The sequence below is a fragment of the Lysinibacillus phoenicis genome, from assembly GCF_047238325.1.
Lineage (GTDB): Bacteria > Bacillota > Bacilli > Bacillales_A > Planococcaceae > Lysinibacillus > Lysinibacillus irui.
In genome coordinates, this window is sequence record NZ_JBDFMP010000002.1 from 3,657,169 (window position 1) to 3,673,375 (window position 16,207).

At 38.9% G+C, this 16,207-nt stretch carries 16 protein-coding genes; 10 read left to right on the plus strand and 6 right to left on the minus strand.

Annotated elements, in window-relative coordinates:
- Positions 1–6: 6 nt before the first annotated feature.
- Positions 7–1,377, minus strand: coding sequence for an aminotransferase-like domain-containing protein (locus ABC382_RS19800; protein WP_312506011.1), 1,371 nt, complete (start codon positions 1,375–1,377; stop codon positions 7–9).
- 123 nt (positions 1,378–1,500) lie between these two features.
- On the opposite strand from ABC382_RS19800, the gene ABC382_RS19805 reads away from it, so the two are divergent.
- The 10 genes from ABC382_RS19805 (at position 1,501) to ABC382_RS19850 (ending at position 11,707) form a co-directional block, all read left to right on the plus strand.
- Positions 1,501–2,418, plus strand: coding sequence for a DMT family transporter (locus ABC382_RS19805; protein WP_312506009.1), 918 nt, complete (start codon positions 1,501–1,503; stop codon positions 2,416–2,418).
- 51 nt (positions 2,419–2,469) lie between these two features.
- Complete coding sequence (locus tag ABC382_RS19810; RefSeq protein ID WP_274794375.1) at positions 2,470–2,703, plus strand: glutaredoxin family protein; 234 nt, start codon at positions 2,470–2,472, stop codon at positions 2,701–2,703.
- 261 nt (positions 2,704–2,964) lie between these two features.
- Complete coding sequence (locus ABC382_RS19815; protein WP_255250346.1) at positions 2,965–3,087, plus strand: hypothetical protein; 123 nt, start codon at positions 2,965–2,967, stop codon at positions 3,085–3,087.
- 175 nt (positions 3,088–3,262) lie between these two features.
- The gene (locus ABC382_RS19820) at positions 3,263–4,303 is read left to right on the plus strand and encodes a sugar-binding transcriptional regulator (protein WP_274794374.1); all 1,041 of its coding nucleotides are present in this window, start codon (positions 3,263–3,265) and stop codon (positions 4,301–4,303) included.
- 126 nt (positions 4,304–4,429) lie between these two features.
- Positions 4,430–5,446: a type I glyceraldehyde-3-phosphate dehydrogenase gene (gene gap, locus ABC382_RS19825; protein WP_312506004.1), complete on the plus strand. Its 1,017-nt coding sequence runs from the start codon at positions 4,430–4,432 to the stop codon at positions 5,444–5,446.
- A 517-nt stretch (positions 5,447–5,963) separates the two neighbouring features.
- A complete protein-coding gene (locus ABC382_RS19830) occupies positions 5,964–7,148 on the plus strand; it encodes a phosphoglycerate kinase (protein ID WP_312506000.1) in 1,185 nt (394 codons plus the stop codon).
- Between the two features lie 28 nt (positions 7,149–7,176).
- Positions 7,177–7,938: a triose-phosphate isomerase gene (gene tpiA, locus ABC382_RS19835; RefSeq protein WP_313471691.1), complete on the plus strand. Its 762-nt coding sequence runs from the start codon at positions 7,177–7,179 to the stop codon at positions 7,936–7,938.
- The gene (gene gpmI, locus ABC382_RS19840; RefSeq protein WP_322611116.1) at positions 7,931–9,472 is read left to right on the plus strand and encodes a 2,3-bisphosphoglycerate-independent phosphoglycerate mutase; all 1,542 of its coding nucleotides are present in this window, start codon (positions 7,931–7,933) and stop codon (positions 9,470–9,472) included. Before tpiA ends, gpmI begins: the two co-directional genes overlap by 8 nt.
- A 2-nt stretch (positions 9,473–9,474) precedes the next feature.
- Positions 9,475–10,767 (plus strand): phosphopyruvate hydratase, encoded by a 1,293-nt coding sequence (eno, locus tag ABC382_RS19845; protein ID WP_274794368.1) that lies wholly within the window; start codon positions 9,475–9,477, stop codon positions 10,765–10,767.
- A gap of 118 nt (positions 10,768–10,885) precedes the next feature.
- Entirely contained in the window at positions 10,886–11,707 is an 822-nt protein-coding gene (locus ABC382_RS19850; RefSeq protein WP_322611115.1) for a methyl-accepting chemotaxis protein, read from the plus strand.
- Positions 11,708–11,747: 40 nt separating this feature from the next.
- On the opposite strand, the gene dltD is transcribed toward ABC382_RS19850, so the two are convergent.
- Genes dltD through ABC382_RS19875 form a run of 5 tightly spaced genes read right to left on the minus strand, consistent with a single transcriptional unit; the run spans position 11,748 to position 15,988 of the window.
- Complete coding sequence (gene dltD / locus ABC382_RS19855; RefSeq protein WP_274794366.1) at positions 11,748–12,926, minus strand: D-alanyl-lipoteichoic acid biosynthesis protein DltD; 1,179 nt, start codon at positions 12,924–12,926, stop codon at positions 11,748–11,750.
- Positions 12,923–13,156 carry a D-alanine--poly(phosphoribitol) ligase subunit 2 gene (gene dltC / locus ABC382_RS19860; RefSeq protein ID WP_016994756.1) on the minus strand — a complete coding sequence of 78 codons (234 nt, stop codon included), beginning with the start codon at positions 13,154–13,156 and terminating at the stop codon, positions 12,923–12,925. The genes dltD and dltC overlap by 4 nt, the downstream gene beginning before the upstream one ends.
- A gap of 41 nt (positions 13,157–13,197) precedes the next feature.
- Positions 13,198–14,361 carry a D-alanyl-lipoteichoic acid biosynthesis protein DltB gene (gene dltB, locus ABC382_RS19865; protein ID WP_322611113.1) on the minus strand — a complete coding sequence of 388 codons (1,164 nt, stop codon included), beginning with the start codon at positions 14,359–14,361 and terminating at the stop codon, positions 13,198–13,200.
- Positions 14,358–15,833: a D-alanine--poly(phosphoribitol) ligase subunit DltA gene (gene dltA / locus ABC382_RS19870; RefSeq protein WP_322611112.1), complete on the minus strand. Its 1,476-nt coding sequence runs from the start codon at positions 15,831–15,833 to the stop codon at positions 14,358–14,360. Before dltA ends, dltB begins: the two co-directional genes overlap by 4 nt.
- 17 nt (positions 15,834–15,850) lie before the next feature.
- The gene (locus ABC382_RS19875; RefSeq protein WP_274794363.1) at positions 15,851–15,988 is read right to left on the minus strand and encodes a teichoic acid D-Ala incorporation-associated protein DltX; all 138 of its coding nucleotides are present in this window, start codon (positions 15,986–15,988) and stop codon (positions 15,851–15,853) included.
- Positions 15,989–16,207 lie beyond the last annotated feature (219 nt).

Below are 16,207 nucleotides of genomic sequence, written 5' to 3' on the forward strand. Positions count from 1 at the left end.
TGTTGATTATAGTAGGTGAATGGTATTTGGGTAAGGCTTCTTACGTTCTAATGAAGAAATACATTGAGCTAGTTCCTCAATGCCGTGATGAATGAATTGCTCATCCACTTGAGAGATACTTAAACGAATCAGATTATCCCTTTTAAATTCTGGTAAAAACATTCTAGAAGCATCATCCATGAAAATATTTTTATTTTTTAATAGGTGCACTGTCTGCTTAGCACTCACATTGTCAGGAAGAACGATTGACAGATAAAAGCCTGATACAGGTTTCGTGAAGTTAGTATGACTTGGAAGTAATGATTCGCAAGCCTCCTGTAAAGCCTTCATTTTTCCTACATAAAGTGCTTTTATCGTTTTAATATGGCTATTAAACATACCACTTTTTAAATAAATATCTAAGGCACCCTGTGAGAGAACAGCGCTATTGAAATCTGCACTAAATTTATAACGCAAGAAATGATTCATCATTATAGTTGGGAGTACGACAGTAGCAACTCTGAGGCCAGGGAGAAACACCTTTGAAAAGCTTTTAATATAAATAATTCTGCCAGAAGGATTATAAGCGAACAATGGATCCGATTTAGAGTCTGGATCCAAATCTCCTAAAAAATCATCCTCCACAATATAAACATCATATTTTTCTGCTAGTTCTACAATTTTTCTTTTTTCAGCATTTGTATAGCTATGACCGAGAGGATTTTGGAATCTCGGCACTATATAGAAAAACTTGATATCATTATTGCGAAAAATATATTCGAGTCGCTCTAAATCAATACCCTCCATCGTCAAATCAATCCCAAAGGTAGTAGCCTGATGTAGGTGAACAGATTCTATAAAACCGAAATAGGTAGGCTGTTCAATTAATATATTACTTTTGCCATTCGGAAATGGCATGGACACTAATAAATGTAAGGCTTGCTGAGAGCCTGAAACGATAAATAAGCGATCAGGATCGGTAAAGACCTGCAAGCTTTGTAAATACTTCGTTATTTGAACACGAAGAGAGTAAAGGCCTTGTTGGTCACTATAACTAAATAATTCTTCCTTATAGATATCGATGGCTTGATTGATACAATGCTGAAATTCAATATAAGGCATAATCGTTTTGTCTGGACCTGCAGACAAAAAATCAACGACATATTGTGATGTGGTTGGCTGCTCTAATTTATTCACAACATAGTAACCGCTTTTTGGAATGGAAAAAATAAAATGTTCCTTTTCCAGCTCATTGTACGCTCTGATTACTGTATTTTTACTACAGGAAAATTGCTCAGCTAATTGTCGAACAGAAGGGAGCTTACTACCTGTAGTGAGTAAGCCGTTTGCCATCTTATCTTTTATGTCCTCGATAATCCCCAAATATTTAGCCTCCAATTCGTTTCCCCCCTTATCTGTACCAGGACAGTTGCTAGAAAATTCTGTTTATTTTTGATGTAGTACCTCTTACTATTGATTATACCAGGGACAGATAGGGAGAAAAATGGAAGGATGAGAATTATGCCGGATAAAAGAAAGGAAAAAATAGGCTTGTTGTTAGGTGTTGTTGGAGTAATTTGCTTTAGTTTAACATTACCTGCAACAAGTATAGCGGTACCGTATTTTGGTACTACAATCGTTGGGTTGGGGAGAGCAGTAATCGCTGGGATTATTGTAGCCATTGTGTTGCTTGTAAGAAAAGAAAGGCTACCTTCTGCAAGGCAATTTAAGAGCTTAATGATTGTCTCCTTTGGAGCGGTGTTAGGATTTCCGTTGCTTACTTCTTGGGCGATGACCAGTTTGCCTGTATCTCATGGCGCAGTAGAATTAGCATTATTACCTTTAGCAACTGCAGGTTTTGCTATCTTTCGAGCAGGTGAACGACCCTCATTAAAATTTTGGCTATCAAGTGTCATTGGGGCGATAGCAGTCATCATCTATGCTAGCTATCTAGGCTTAGGGCAATTACATATGGCGGATTTAGCCCTATTAGCGGCAGTGCTAATACTAGGTCTTAGCTATGCGGAAGGAGGACAATTATCCAAGGAACTAGGTAGTTGGCAAGTTATTGCATGGGCCATTCTAATAGCAGGTCCTTTTTTTATCATTCCAGTTTTTTTAAGCTTTACAGCAGATATGCTACAGGCCCCTGCAACAGCATGGCTTAGCCTGTTCTACTTAGCCGTTGTCAGCCAGTTTTTAGCATATGTTGCTTGGTATGGCGGAATGGCTATGGGAGGCATTGCAAGAGTGAGTCAAATTCAATATGTACAGCCATTTTTAATGATCCTTTTTGCAACTCTTTTTTTAAATGAATCTATCACATCATTTACAGTCGTTGTAGCAATGATTGTCGTACTTTCAGTCATTGTGGGCAAAAATACGACGGTTAAGCAAAAAGAATCTAAACCTGTTCCATCAAAAGCCATCAATGAATAGAAGCATTTCTTTATCACACTTTTGTTTATAATAGAGTGGGAGGTGCTATTCATGATTGTAAAATTTTTTAGTCGAGCCAATTGTCCATTATGTGTAGAGGGGTTGCAAACATTAAAGCTTGTTCAGGAAGATGTTCCATTCGAAATTGATATGATCGATATTGAACAGGATGATTTCATACATGAAAAATATATGCTAATGATTCCCGTAGTTGAAAAAGATGGTGTTGTCATCCAGTATGGTCATTTAGATTATGCCACGTTAATGGAGCAATTAGGCAGTTAAGTTACCAAACGTATAAAGAGTTATTAACGGTAAAAATGACTAGAATGTTAGCTGTAATTCACACAATTCACAAATTGTTCAATGAAAGCGTTTTGAAATTGAACAGTTTGTGAAGACCTTCACATTAGACTTTCTTTTCATGAAAATCGGAGTAGAATAGGTATCAAGTAAGAAGTTGTTATAAAACAGTTAATCAAATGTATCACAGGTTTTAGTGGTTGTTATATTACAAAAATGGATGATGTGAAGGGAGATTTTACAATGTGGGTTATTACAGTTTTTGAGAAAAAGGATGTTCGAATTTTTGAATTTACAAATAAAAATGAAGCAACAAAAGCTTTAGAAGGATTTAAGAAAAACGCAATTTTATCTTTCACAAAATAAGTTCCCCAAAGTCTCGTAGCCGTTTTTATTGGCTATGGGACTTTTTTTCATCCAAAACTAGACAATTACTTGCGCTTTAAAAAAATGCATATTATAATAAAATCATAAGTGGGACACAAAATAATATAGTGGGATGAAAAATAACCCACAACTATTGATAAGGGAGTAGATAAATATGTTAACTGTTCCAGAGGCGCAGCAAAGGCTACTTCCTGAAATGTATCCGCTTCTGCAATCAAGGTATCGAATTTTGCAAGCCGTTCAACTTATGCAGCCAATCGGACGACGCACACTTGCTGATTCATTGAAAATGACAGAAAGAGAAATTCGTAAAGAAACAGATATTTTACGTGAACAAGGGTTAATAGATTCGCAAAAGTCGGGTATGGTATGTACAGAAGATGGAGAAATTGTTATTGAGAAACTAAGAGCTATTGTTTATGAATGGTCTGGTTTAACTCAGCTTGCTAAAAAGCTCGAACAACATTTCGGTATCCATCGTGTTGTCGTTGTTCCTGGTGACTATAATGAAGACGATACAATCCTATCCTTGCTTGGCAAAGAAGCAGCACTTCAATTTATGTCCTCAGCTTTTGATGGGCAAATAGTAGCTGTCACTGGTGGGAAATCCGTTGCCTCTCTTGCACAATTTTTGCATCCTGTGGATCTTCAAAAGAAGATAACTTTTGTTGCTGCACGGGGAGGAATTGGACATGAAATGCAAATGCAGGCCAATACACTTGTTGCAACCTTTGCTATGCAAATGGAAACACAGTACCGCACTTTATTCTTACCAGAGCATTTAAGTGAGCAGGCTTATCAAGCGATGTTGACAGAGCCGATGGTAACAGAAATGATGGCATTTTATGATCAAGCAGATTGTGTCATTCATGGGATCGGCTCAGCAGAGGAAATGGCCATTCGTCGTAATTCATCTCCTGAGGATTTGCGAATTTTAGAGGAAAAAGGCGCTGTCAGTGAGGCATTTGGCTATTACTTTAATGCTGAAGGAGAAATCGTGCATCGTATCCGCACGATTGGTATTCAACTTGAGCAGGTTCAAAACAGTCAGCAAGTCATTGCAGTGGCTGCAGGAAAACAAAAAGTCAATGCCATGCTTTCTTATTTTAAAGTGGCGCCAAAGCAAACAATCTTTATAACAGATGAAGCAGCTGCAAAAGCAATTGCTGCTAATTTAGAAAATAACCATCGATGATGGGGATCATATCAAACATGTCACTCGATCTCAAAAAGTGTTGGAACACTTTTTGAATGAGCATAAAACAAATTTAATGTTCCTACTATTAGGGACAGACAATACACATTATTGGAGGAATTAACAATGGCATTAAAATTAGCGATTAATGGATTTGGACGTATTGGACGATTAGTATTTCGTGAGGCAATGAAGCATGATGAATTCGAAGTAGTGGCTGTCAATGACTTAACAGATGCTGGTCAGCTTGCACACTTATTGAAATATGATTCAGTACACGGTATCTATGATGCTGAAGTCAATGCAGATGAAGATTCTTTCGTAGTAAATGGTCGACGCGTAAAAGTATATGCTGAAAAAGATCCAGCACAATTACCATGGGGCGAATTAGGTGTAGACGTAGTTCTTGAATGTACAGGACGTTTCCGTTCAATGGAGGAAGTAGGAAAGCACATTGAAGCAGGTGCTAAAAAAGCTATTCTATCTGCACCAGCTAAAGGGGCAATGCCTACATTTGTTATGGGTGTAAACCATGAGGACTATAACCCAGCAACTGATGATGTGATCTCCAATGCTTCTTGTACAACAAACTGTCTTGCACCAGTAGCTAAAGTGTTAGATGAGAAATTTGGTATTGAACGCGGTATGATGACAACAATTCACTCTTATACAAATGACCAACGTATCCTTGACTTCCCACACTCTGATCCACGTCGTGCACGTGCTGGTGCGGTGTCTATGATTCCAACAACAACTGGTGCAGCAGTAGCTGTTTCAAAAGTATTACCACAATTAAAAGGTAAGTTAGATGGCTTCTCTATGCGTGTGCCAACACCTAACGTATCTTGTGTGGACTTAGTTGTAGAACTAAAAGCAGATGTAACAAGAGAATCGATTAACGAAGTATTAAAAGAAGCTTCTGAAAATGAATTAAAAGGCATTTTAGGCTACAATGAGCTACCATTAGTTTCTATTGATTATAATGGTAACCATCATTCATCTACAGTAGATGGTCTTTCAACAATGGTTTTAGAAAATAAAATGGTGAAAGTACTAGCTTGGTACGATAACGAAATTGGTTACTCTACTCGCTTAATGGACTTAGCTTTATACATTGCTGAACAAGGATTAAACCATAAATAAGTATCATATTTCGACATTTTGAGTAAAAAGTGTGACATATTACGGCTTTTTATGCACAAAAAGTATAGCCTTTATAATATCCAATAGATATAATATACAAGGGTAATGGGAGTAAGGGATTTTACCCTTACTCCCTTTTTTATCTTGATTCAGCAGAAAGCACCCACTATAGATGGTGAAATGAATGCGCAAATGGTTCTCTTCGATTCGGGGGTGAGCCTCAGCGGATGTCACAGATTTTGAAGAGGAGCTTTTCGAACAAGCTCGAAAAAAATCTGGACGCAATTATGGCTGAGCCGTAATTGATACATGGTGAATTGCAAGACATAGTAAGTAACTTTTGCTACTATAAAAACAAGTATTAGGGTTCATTATCAAAAGTTGGGGAATTAATGCTCGTAGATGATGATCGAAAAAGTACCAACATGCCTTTTCAATTTAGTAAGCATGGTGTGGAGCCAAGATGGGTAAAACACAAGGATGTAAAACTAAAACAAACTTTGAAGGGAGTTTCTTCATGTTAAATAAGAAGACAATGAAAGATATTGATGTAAAGGGTAAACGCGTTTTTGTACGTGTAGATTTTAATGTTCCAATGGCAGATGGTGCCATTACCGACGAAACACGTATTCGTGCAGCTATTCCTACAATAGAGTATTTAGTAGAGCAAGGTGCTAAAGTTATTTTAGCTTCTCACTTAGGTCGTCCAAAGGGTGATGTAAAAGAAGACATGCGTTTAACAGCTGTTGGTATTCGCTTAGCTGAATTAATGGGCAAGCCTGTTACGAAGCTTGACGAATCTATTGGGCAAGCGGTGGAAGAAGCCGTTGCAAACATGCAGGATGGAGACATTCTTCTTCTTGAAAATGTTCGCTTCCATGCAGGGGAAGAGAAAAATGATCCAGCATTAGCACAGCAATTTGCTCAGCTAGCGGATATTTATGTCAATGATGCTTTCGGTGCAGCTCACCGTGCACATGCTTCTACAGAAGGGATTGCTAAGCATATTCCAGCTGTCTCTGGTTTCCTTATGCAAAAGGAATTAGATGTATTAGGAAAAGCTTTATCTAACCCTGAGCATCCATTTACTGCAATTATCGGTGGTGCTAAAGTAAAAGATAAAATTGGCGTAATTGAAAGCCTATTAGAAAAAGTAGATCACTTAATTATCGGTGGTGGTTTATCATTTACATTTATCAAGGCACAAGGGCACGATATCGGTAAATCCTTGTTAGAAGAAGATAAAATCGAGCTAGCTAAATCTTTCATTGAAAAAGCAAAAGCAAAAGGCGTGCAATTACATATGCCAATCGACGCTGTCGTTGCCAATGAATTCTCACAAGATGCAGAAACACAAATCGTTGATGTAGACGCTATTCCAGCTGATTGGATGGGTCTAGATATTGGACCAAAAACGGCTGCTCACTATGCAGAAGTGATTAAAAACTCTAAATTAATCATTTGGAATGGTCCAATGGGTGTCTTCGAAATGGATAAATTTGCAAACGGTACAAAAACTGTTGCCGATGCAATGGCGGCAACAACAGGCTATACAGTGATCGGTGGTGGTGATTCAGCAGCTGCTGTTGAAAAGTTTGAAGTGGCGGACAAAATGGATCACATTTCTACAGGTGGCGGTGCTTCCCTAGAATTAATGGAAGGCAAAGAGCTTCCAGGAATTGTAGCACTAAACGATAAATAAGCGAACTAAACATATCGGAGGCATGATGATGCGTAAACCAATTATTGCAGGTAACTGGAAAATGTTTAAAACATTTGAGGAAGCTATTCAGTTTGTAGATGCAGTGCAGGATAAACTCCCTTCTAATGAGAAAGTAGATGCTGTTGTTTGCGCACCAGCTCTTTACCTACCTACACTTGTGCAGGTTGCAAGCGAATCAGAATTAGCGATTGGCGCTCAAACAATGCACTATGAAAATGAAGGGGCCTTTACTGGTGAAATTAGCCCAGCACAGCTTGCAAGTGTAGAAGTAGATTATGTCATTTTAGGACATTCAGAACGTCGTGAATACTACAATGAAACAGATGATGCTATTAATAAGAAGGTAGCAGCGGCACTCGCACATAGCATCGTACCAATTATTTGCTGTGGTGAAACACTAGAAGAACGTGAAGCTGGCACAACAGAACAAAAGGTGGCAGGTCAGATTAAAGCGGCACTTGCTGGGTTTGAAGCACAGCAAGTAGAGCATATGGTCATTGCCTATGAACCGATTTGGGCGATTGGAACTGGTAAAACTGCTACTGCAGATGATGCAAATCAAGTATGTGGAGCCATTCGAGCAGTTATCGAAGAGCTGTATGATGCTGAAACGGCGAATGCTGTTCGCATTCAATATGGTGGCAGTGTGAAGCCTGACAACATTCAGGAGCTTTTAGCAAAAGAACATATTGATGGTGCTTTAGTTGGTGGAGCAAGCTTACAACCAGAATCTTATTTAACATTATTGGAGGCGGCAGCAAATGCCTAAAAAGCCAGTAGCATTAATTATTTTAGATGGCTTTGCATTTCGTGATGAAACATTTGGGAATGCAGTAGCACAGGCTAACAAGCCTAATTTTGATCGATATTGGAGCCAATTCCCCCACGCGACATTAACAGCAGCGGGAGAGGCAGTTGGATTACCAGAGGGTCAGATGGGTAATTCCGAGGTAGGTCACTTAAATATCGGTGCTGGACGTATTGTTTATCAAAGCTTAACACGTTTAAATAAGTCCATTCGTGAAGGGGACTTCTTTACAAATCAAGCATTTATAGATGCAGTGGCACATGTAAAAGCACATCAGTCAAAGCTACATGTGATGGGCTTACTGTCAGATGGCGGTGTGCATAGTCATTATGAGCACATGTTTGCGTTATTAAAGCTGGCTAAACAACAAGGGTTAGAGGACGTTTATGTACATGGCTTCTTAGATGGTCGAGATGTTGGTCCTACAACAGCCTTAGACTATATCGAAGAAACAGAAAAACAGATGACAGAAATGGGTATTGGTCAATTTGCTTCTATCCATGGACGTTACTACGCCATGGATCGTGACAAACGTTGGGATCGTGTTGCACTTACGTATAATGTATTGGTAGATGGTGTTGGCCAAGCAGCAGAAAGTGCAAAAAGTGGTGTGGCAGCATCCTATGAACGTGAAGTGACAGATGAATTTGTCATTCCATTTAGTATTCAAGAGCATGGTGAGCCAGTAGCAACGATTCGTGATAATGATGCAGTTATTTTCTTTAACTTCCGTCCTGATCGTGCCATCCAGCTATCCACAGTGTTTACAAATGAAACATTTGATGGATTTGCGGTATCTGCAAACCATCCAAAAAATTTAAAATTTGTGTCCTTCACACACTATAGTGATGAAGTGAACGCACAGGTTGCTTATGAAAACGACAACCTGAAAAATACGATTGGTGAAGTACTTTCCACGAATGGTAAAACACAATTACGTATTGCTGAAACGGAAAAATATCCACATGTTACATTCTTTATGAGTGGTGGCCGTGAGGAAAAATTCCCAGGTGAAGAACGTATTTTAATTGCATCACCAAAGGTTGCAACATATGATTTAAAACCTGAAATGTCTGCCTATGAGGTGACAGAAGCCTTGCTTGCAGAGATTGAGGCTGATCGATTTGATGGCATTATTCTTAATTTTGCTAACCCTGATATGGTTGGTCATAGTGGAATGCTTGAGCCAACTATTAAAGCCATTGAGGCAGTAGATGAATGTTTAGGGAAAGTAGTAGATGCACTCCTTGCCAGAGGCGGCGCAGCTATTATTACAGCTGACCATGGTAACTCTGATGAAGTACTGACTTTAGCAGGCGAGCCAATGACAGCTCATACAACCAATCCTGTTCCTGTAATTGTGACAAAACCAAATTTAGTGTTAAGAAATGGTGGCATTTTAGCCGATTTAGCGCCAACCATGTTAGAATTATTAGAGGTGTCACAACCTACTGAAATGACAGGAAAATCATTAATTGAAAAAGAGGAGAATTAATTATGCCATTTATTACACAAGTTTATGCGCGCGAAGTTTTAGACTCACGTGGCAACCCAACAGTAGAGGTTGAAGTATTTACAGAATCAGGTGCATTTGGACGCGCAATCGTACCATCAGGTGCATCAACAGGTGAATACGAAGCGGTAGAATTACGCGATGGTGACAAATCACGTTACCTAGGCAAAGGTGTATTAAAAGCAGTTGAAAATGTAAACACAATTATTGCAGAAGAATTAGAAGGTAACTATTCAGTTCTTGACCAAGTTGTCATTGATAAAGCTTTAATCGAGCTAGATGGCACAGAAAATAAGGGCAAGCTAGGTGCCAACGCAATTCTTGGTGTGTCTATGGCAGTTGCACATGCTGCGGCAGATTATTTAGATGTACCTCTTTATCAATATCTTGGTGGGTTTAATTCTAAACAATTACCAGTACCTATGATGAACATTTTAAACGGTGGCGCTCACGCAGATAACAATGTAGACATCCAAGAATTCATGGTTATGCCTGTTGGAGCGGAATCTTTCCGCCATGCATTACGCATTGGTGCTGAAATTTTCCATAGCTTAAAAGCTGTTCTAAAAGCAAAAGGTTATAATACAGCAGTAGGGGATGAAGGTGGTTTTGCACCAAACCTTGGCTCTAACGAAGAAGCAATCACTGTCATCTTAGAAGCAATTGAAAAAGCTGGCTACAAAGCAGGCGAAGAAGTTAAACTTGCGATGGACGTAGCATCATCTGAGCTATTCAATAAAGAAGACGGTAAATACCACTTAGATGGTGAAGGCGTTGTGAAAACATCAGAAGAAATGGTTGATTGGTACGAGGAGTTAACAAACAAATACCCAATCATCTCAATTGAAGACGGCTTAGACGAAAATGACTGGGCTGGACACAAGCTATTAACAGATCGTATCGGTAGTCGTGTACAATTAGTAGGTGATGACCTATTTGTAACGAATACGAAAAAATTAGCAGCTGGTATTGAGCAAGGTGTAGGCAATGCCATCCTTATCAAAGTAAACCAAATCGGTACGCTAACAGAAACATTTGAAGCGATCGAAATGGCGAAACGTGCAGGATACACAGCAGTTATCTCTCACCGTTCTGGTGAATCAGAAGACGCAACAATTGCTGATATCGCTGTTGCAACAAATGCTGGTCAAATTAAAACAGGTGCTCCATCACGTACAGACCGTGTAGCAAAATACAACCAACTTCTTCGCATTGAAGATCAACTTGGTTCAACAGCAGAGTATCTTGGTTTACAATCGTTCTACAACCTTAAATAATAGACAAAAAATACCTCAAAGTATGTTCATACTTTGAGGTATTTTATTATGTTTTAAAAAGAAGTATGTTTACCCCAAGCAGTCAAGTATAATAAAGAAAAATAGAGGGGGTAGGGTTATGGGGATTATACAATCATTAGAAGAGACTTTACCGATTTTTCATGAAATCTTTAACAAAGAAATTGCGATAACCATTACAAGTGCAGAAGAAAGGGAAACGCTTTTTGTTTTGGAGGGAACGAGGGTTCAAACGAACTTACAAATCGGTTCATTAGCGGAGGATTCACCGGATTTTCGTCGTGTTGCAAGAGGGGAAATATTAAAGCGTAGCATTCCGAAAGAGTATTTTGGGATTCCGATGAATAGTGAGCTTTATCCTGTGCGTGAACAGGGCAAAGTGGTAGCTGTATTAAGCTTACTGTTTCCATTAGATGCTCAAGAAAAAGTGGAGGGCTTTATGGACAGCCTACAAGCTGTTATTCAAGAGCTACAACTAAAAATACATACTATCGCTGCCCATTCCGAAGAATTGTCAGCAACGAGTGAAACCATTACAGAGAAATCTCGACATGCTCTCGAAAATTCTTCTCGTTCAAATGAGGTAACAGATTTTATTAAAACGATTTCCAGACAAACCAATTTACTAGGGTTAAATGCCTCTATTGAAGCCGCACGTGCTGGGCAGTACGGGGCAGGATTTAATATAGTAGCTCAGGAAGTACGAAAGCTTTCTAGTGAGACTGCAACTGCAACAGAACAAATTGAAAGCTCCCTGAAAACCATTACAAGTAATGTTCAATCTCTTATGGAAAGCATGGAGCAAATTGAAGCCGCTTCCAACGAACAAGCGGAACTTGTACAACAATTTAGCGAGGCTATTGAAAAACTAAGCGATGTCAGTGACCAAATGGCACTCTACGTCAAAGGGATATTGCGATAAGGAAAAGGACAGTCTATTATTTTTAGACTGTCCTTCGTGTTTATTTTGACTGTGCCCAATGGTGGTCCATTTCACGATCAAGATAGACCCAGCCCTTCCAGGCAATATGAATGGTATCCATTATAAAATAAGGATCATATTCATGGTCTGTAAAATCAACATAGCTAACATCTGCATCTTTTAGGACTTGAGCCATCTTATCGTAGTACTGGTGACGACGTTCCTCTGGATAGCCATTATAATCATACCAATAGCCATTGACCGGAATGGACACGAATAATGGCTTAGCACCAGCATCCTTTAAAACATCGATCACAAGCTGAAAATCCTCATACTCTGGAGATTTCGTATAATCCTCTTGCTTGCGCATTCCTTTAAACTTGGAGAAATTAGCATTCACAAGTCGCTGATAGGCACGATTTTCAATCATATAATCATTTGATACACGTTTTTTGCCATATGCTTCAGCAGCCTGCACTTGTTGGTCAAAGGTTTGGTTGGCAATAAGGGTATCATTACTTTTTAATTTATGACCTTTTCGTGGGAATAGCGAATAATATAAATCCTTCTTTTCTAGCAATTCCTTATGAAAACGCCCTGCTATCATGGCCATGCGACCAGTAATCGGATTTTTCTTACCGTTTGACATTTGATATTGATACATAGTCTTTAAAAGACGATCACGCTTAACAGTATCAAATTCTAATAGGCGCTCCATGGCACGTTTGCGAAGATTAGCATCCATTTCATCATTAAAAGCTAAATCATAGGCTTGCAGCATAGAGTAATTCGGTGAAAAATGAAATTCCCCCATACCTTTTGCTGTAAACCATTGTGGAGAGATAATAAAGACTACTTTTTTATCCTTTAAATTTTTCTCTTGTGCAGCAAAATTTAAAAAATGAGTAATGGACTGCATGCCCCCACGACCAACCATAAAGGTCGAATAAGGCGCCTCTGTTGCTCGTGCATAATTATATGGATGGAAGGGATCAAAACGATTTAATTCTGAGGAGCCATATAAAGGCATGGAATTAGGCTCCTGCAGCATGCGCTCCTGTAAATACGTACCTTGGAATACAAGCGGAGACATATTTGTTTTGGCCTGCTCTACATCCTCATCCGATATCCATGCCTTGATCCACGCATTGGGAAAGAAGATAAAGCCAGTAAATAGAGCGAAGGCAATACATAAAGATAAAAAGCCTTTCTTGATCATTGTCTTTCAGCTAATTTCCCTGCAATGCGATTAGGCGTGTTCCATTCTTCACGATTAAAATCAGTAATTGGCACAGAAATATTAAATCGATTTTCAATTTCTACTAATAGATTAATCGTTCCGAAAGAGTCTAGTAGCCCTTCTTCGAATAAATCAATATCTGGGTTCTCTACAATAATTTCATCTTCACATAACTCGACTAGCATTTCTAAAACTTGTTGTTGATCCATTAATAATTCTCCTTTATTGAACAGGCTTTTTTAGCCCTTGGTTAAAATAATTTGCCAGAAAAAATATAGAAGCCAAAGCACACGGCATTAAAAGTGATGAATACGCCAATGGCATGTGTCCACTTATTTTTAGGCCAACGCTTATGCTTTTTATTCCAGCGTTCAAACTTATCAAAGCTTACTATTAATAGGGCATGATAGAGTCCGTAGACTACAAAGTGCCATTCTAGGCCATGCCAAATGCCCATTAAAAAGAATAGTAAAAAGAAACCAATATAGGAAATGGCGAATTTATTTTTCAGCCATTTTTTCTTCGTCATCCAAAGCACGAATCGCATATAGACATAATCTCTAAACCAGAAGGAAAGACTCATATGCCAACGATTCCAAAAGTCTTTAATATTGCGGCTGGCGAATGGTCGGTTAAAGTTAATGGGTGTTTGAATCCCCATTATTCGGCTAACACCAACAGCAAATGCACTATAGCCAGCAAAATCAAAGAATAAATAAAAGCTATACATATACATATACGCTAATTGTCCCTGGAAGGGCGTTAAATAGTTATACGTATGATTTGGCAGGTAGATAAGGGTGTAGTTGTAAATTAAGTAGGCCAAAATAAATTTATATAAAAAGCCTACAAAGATATAGTTAATCCCACTTAATAACAGCTTTTGATAGTCTTCCGCGGATGGTACCGAATGATAATCCTTTGTAAAGCGTCGCCAACGATCAATAGGACCTGAAGATACTGTAGGAAAGAACAGTAAAAAATAGGCAAGCTCTACAACAGAAATGTTCTCTTTCATTAAGCCATCTCGGGTTTCTAAAATCATTTGTACAGCTTTGAAGGTAATGTAAGACACACCAAGGAAGCCAAATAAATGGTGTAACCCTAGAATAGGCAGTACCTTCACAAGTACAAGTGGTAAAATCGACAATACCACAGCGATAACAAAGACCGTACCACTATTTTGCTGTAGTCGATAGCGTTGGTAGGCAATAATAAGAACTATTTGAAAAACTGTAAACAATACGAGCGAAATGCTACCGTTTAATGAGCTACCAAAAATAAGGGCTAAGACAATCAACGAGACAAATAGATTATAGTGTTTCGATGATTTGCCACGTAAGCCGAGTATGATGGTTGGTAGTAATAATAGTCCAATAATCAGAAAGAATGCTATATTTCCATAAGGCGTCATACTGTTTCCATAACCGCCAATCCTTTACGATCCACCTTACCATTTGCGTTAAGCGGTAAAGCTTCCATATATTTAAACGTTTTCGGAATCATATAGGCAGGTAAGTACTCCGATAAAAGTGCTTTCAACTGTTTTGTCATTTTGAAGGCAGAGTCCTTTAATGGCTCACGCAAAACAAGATGGGCATTTAGAGCAGTAATTTCCTTCTCTTTATAAACAGGTACAACCACGCAGCTTGAAACCGGTGGAAGGTTACTTATTTGCTTTTCGATTTCCTCGATTTCTAAACGATAGCCATGTAGCTTCACTTGGAAATCCTTGCGACCAGAAAAGAATATATATCCATCTCGCTCATAGCCAACATCTCCAGTACGATAGATGCGATTGCCAGCTACTGTTGGAAAGGCTTTTGCTGTTAATTCCGGTGCCCCCAAATACCCCGCACTAACTGTCGGACCTGAAATAGCAATTTCTCCATCCTCTAATAAAGAAATGTTTGTCTCCGTTAGTGGAGCAATAGGCAATTGCTCAAAGCGAGCTATCAATTCTTCCGTTACCTTTACATAGGAAACGGCAACAGTCGTTTCCGTTGGACCATATAAATTATAAATAGTTGCCTGTGGAAAACGCTCCATTAACTCCTTACTAACTGCGATGGGCAGGACCTCGCCACAGAATAAAAATGTATCTAATGCTGGCATGAGTTGCTGATTCCACTCTTTGTTCATTAAGCACATTTTGGCAAAGGATGGTGTCGACGTCCAAACACGAGTATTGGACGAAGCTAATGAATCAAATAACGCTCTCGGGTTCGCAATTTCTTGTTGTGTAATGGCATATAGTGTATGTCCTCCAACAAGTGCTGGATAAAGGTCCATGACAGATAAGTCAAAGGAAAAAGGCGCCTGATTTAAAAATACTCCGTCTTGCTGTAAAGGGAAGTGTTCCTGCATCCAAGAAACGAAATGTGCTAAATTAGTAGCGGTTATTTGAACGCCCTTTGGCTGACCAGTTGATCCAGAAGTGTAAATAATATAATAGATTTCCTCGTTCTTCACCCATGCTGTGGAGGGTAGAGATACTTCAGAGGAGGAGTTCTCTAAGATATCACTCACCGCTGCAACGGGAATGTTCGTCAGCATGTGTAATGGCTCTGTTGTGCATAGTAATCCTGCTCCAGAGGCTTCTAAAATAAGTTGTATTCTTTCAGAAGGGGTTGACGAATCAACGGGTACGTAAGGGTGTCCAGCCTTGACAGCACCTAGAAAGGCAACAATTTGTAGCGGGGACATATGTCCATAAACGACAATCGGCTGCTGCCTCTGTAAATGAAGCTTCGAGATATAATCGGCCATACAATCCGATAAGTGCCAAAGCTCACCATATGTTAAGGAGGCATTGTGCGTTTGATAAGCAGTTTTTTGTGGCTGCTGGATGGCCACACGTTCAATAGCTGCTAAAATACTTAACATGATTAAAACTCCTTTTATTAAAATTCCGTATATATAAATGGTCCAGCGTTCATATCATGGAAGCCATGTATAAGAAACAGCAGTACCAAAACGATCAAATAAAATAGCGTCATGCCAATAAAGCGCAGATGTTCGTTATTTTTGATGGATTGCATTTGTCCACCTCCAATGAAAAAAAGTATAGGATTAAACTTTCAAAAAATAGTAATTTATTAGTTAAAAATCCTTACCTTATGTTTTTAACACTGATTTGACGGAATGTGGAGAAAAATGTTGCTGAATTAAGGTGAATTCAGTAAATCATAAGATAAAATTAAGGTAAATTTAAGGTTCCGGGGGAAGATGTTTAGTTTGGACAATTATGGGTGGTTGTT

Bases quoted from the DNA above. Each gene is read 5' to 3' on its own strand.
- ABC382_RS19850 (WP_322611115.1), top strand. From the start codon at position 10,886: ATGGGGATTATACAATCATTAGAAGAGACTTTACCGATTTTTCATGAA.
- eno (WP_274794368.1), top strand. From the start codon at position 9,475: ATGCCATTTATTACACAAGTTTATGCGCGCGAAGTTTTAGACTCACGT.
- dltD (WP_274794366.1), bottom strand. From the start codon at position 12,926: ATGATCAAGAAAGGCTTTTTATCTTTATGTATTGCCTTCGCTCTATTT.
- dltB (WP_322611113.1), bottom strand. From the start codon at position 14,361: ATGACGCCTTATGGAAATATAGCATTCTTTCTGATTATTGGACTATTA.
- tpiA (WP_313471691.1), top strand. From the start codon at position 7,177: ATGCGTAAACCAATTATTGCAGGTAACTGGAAAATGTTTAAAACATTT.
- gpmI (WP_322611116.1), top strand. From the start codon at position 7,931: ATGCCTAAAAAGCCAGTAGCATTAATTATTTTAGATGGCTTTGCATTT.
- ABC382_RS19820 (WP_274794374.1), top strand. From the start codon at position 3,263: ATGTTAACTGTTCCAGAGGCGCAGCAAAGGCTACTTCCTGAAATGTAT.
- ABC382_RS19810 (WP_274794375.1), top strand. From the start codon at position 2,470: ATGATTGTAAAATTTTTTAGTCGAGCCAATTGTCCATTATGTGTAGAG.
- ABC382_RS19830 (WP_312506000.1), top strand. From the start codon at position 5,964: ATGTTAAATAAGAAGACAATGAAAGATATTGATGTAAAGGGTAAACGC.
- dltA (WP_322611112.1), bottom strand. From the start codon at position 15,833: ATGTTAAGTATTTTAGCAGCTATTGAACGTGTGGCCATCCAGCAGCCA.
- ABC382_RS19815 (WP_255250346.1), top strand. From the start codon at position 2,965: ATGTGGGTTATTACAGTTTTTGAGAAAAAGGATGTTCGAATTTTTGAA.
- ABC382_RS19875 (WP_274794363.1), bottom strand. From the start codon at position 15,988: ATGCAATCCATCAAAAATAACGAACATCTGCGCTTTATTGGCATGACG.
- dltC (WP_016994756.1), bottom strand. From the start codon at position 13,156: ATGGATCAACAACAAGTTTTAGAAATGCTAGTCGAGTTATGTGAAGAT.
- ABC382_RS19805 (WP_312506009.1), top strand. From the start codon at position 1,501: ATGCCGGATAAAAGAAAGGAAAAAATAGGCTTGTTGTTAGGTGTTGTT.
- gap (WP_312506004.1), top strand. From the start codon at position 4,430: ATGGCATTAAAATTAGCGATTAATGGATTTGGACGTATTGGACGATTA.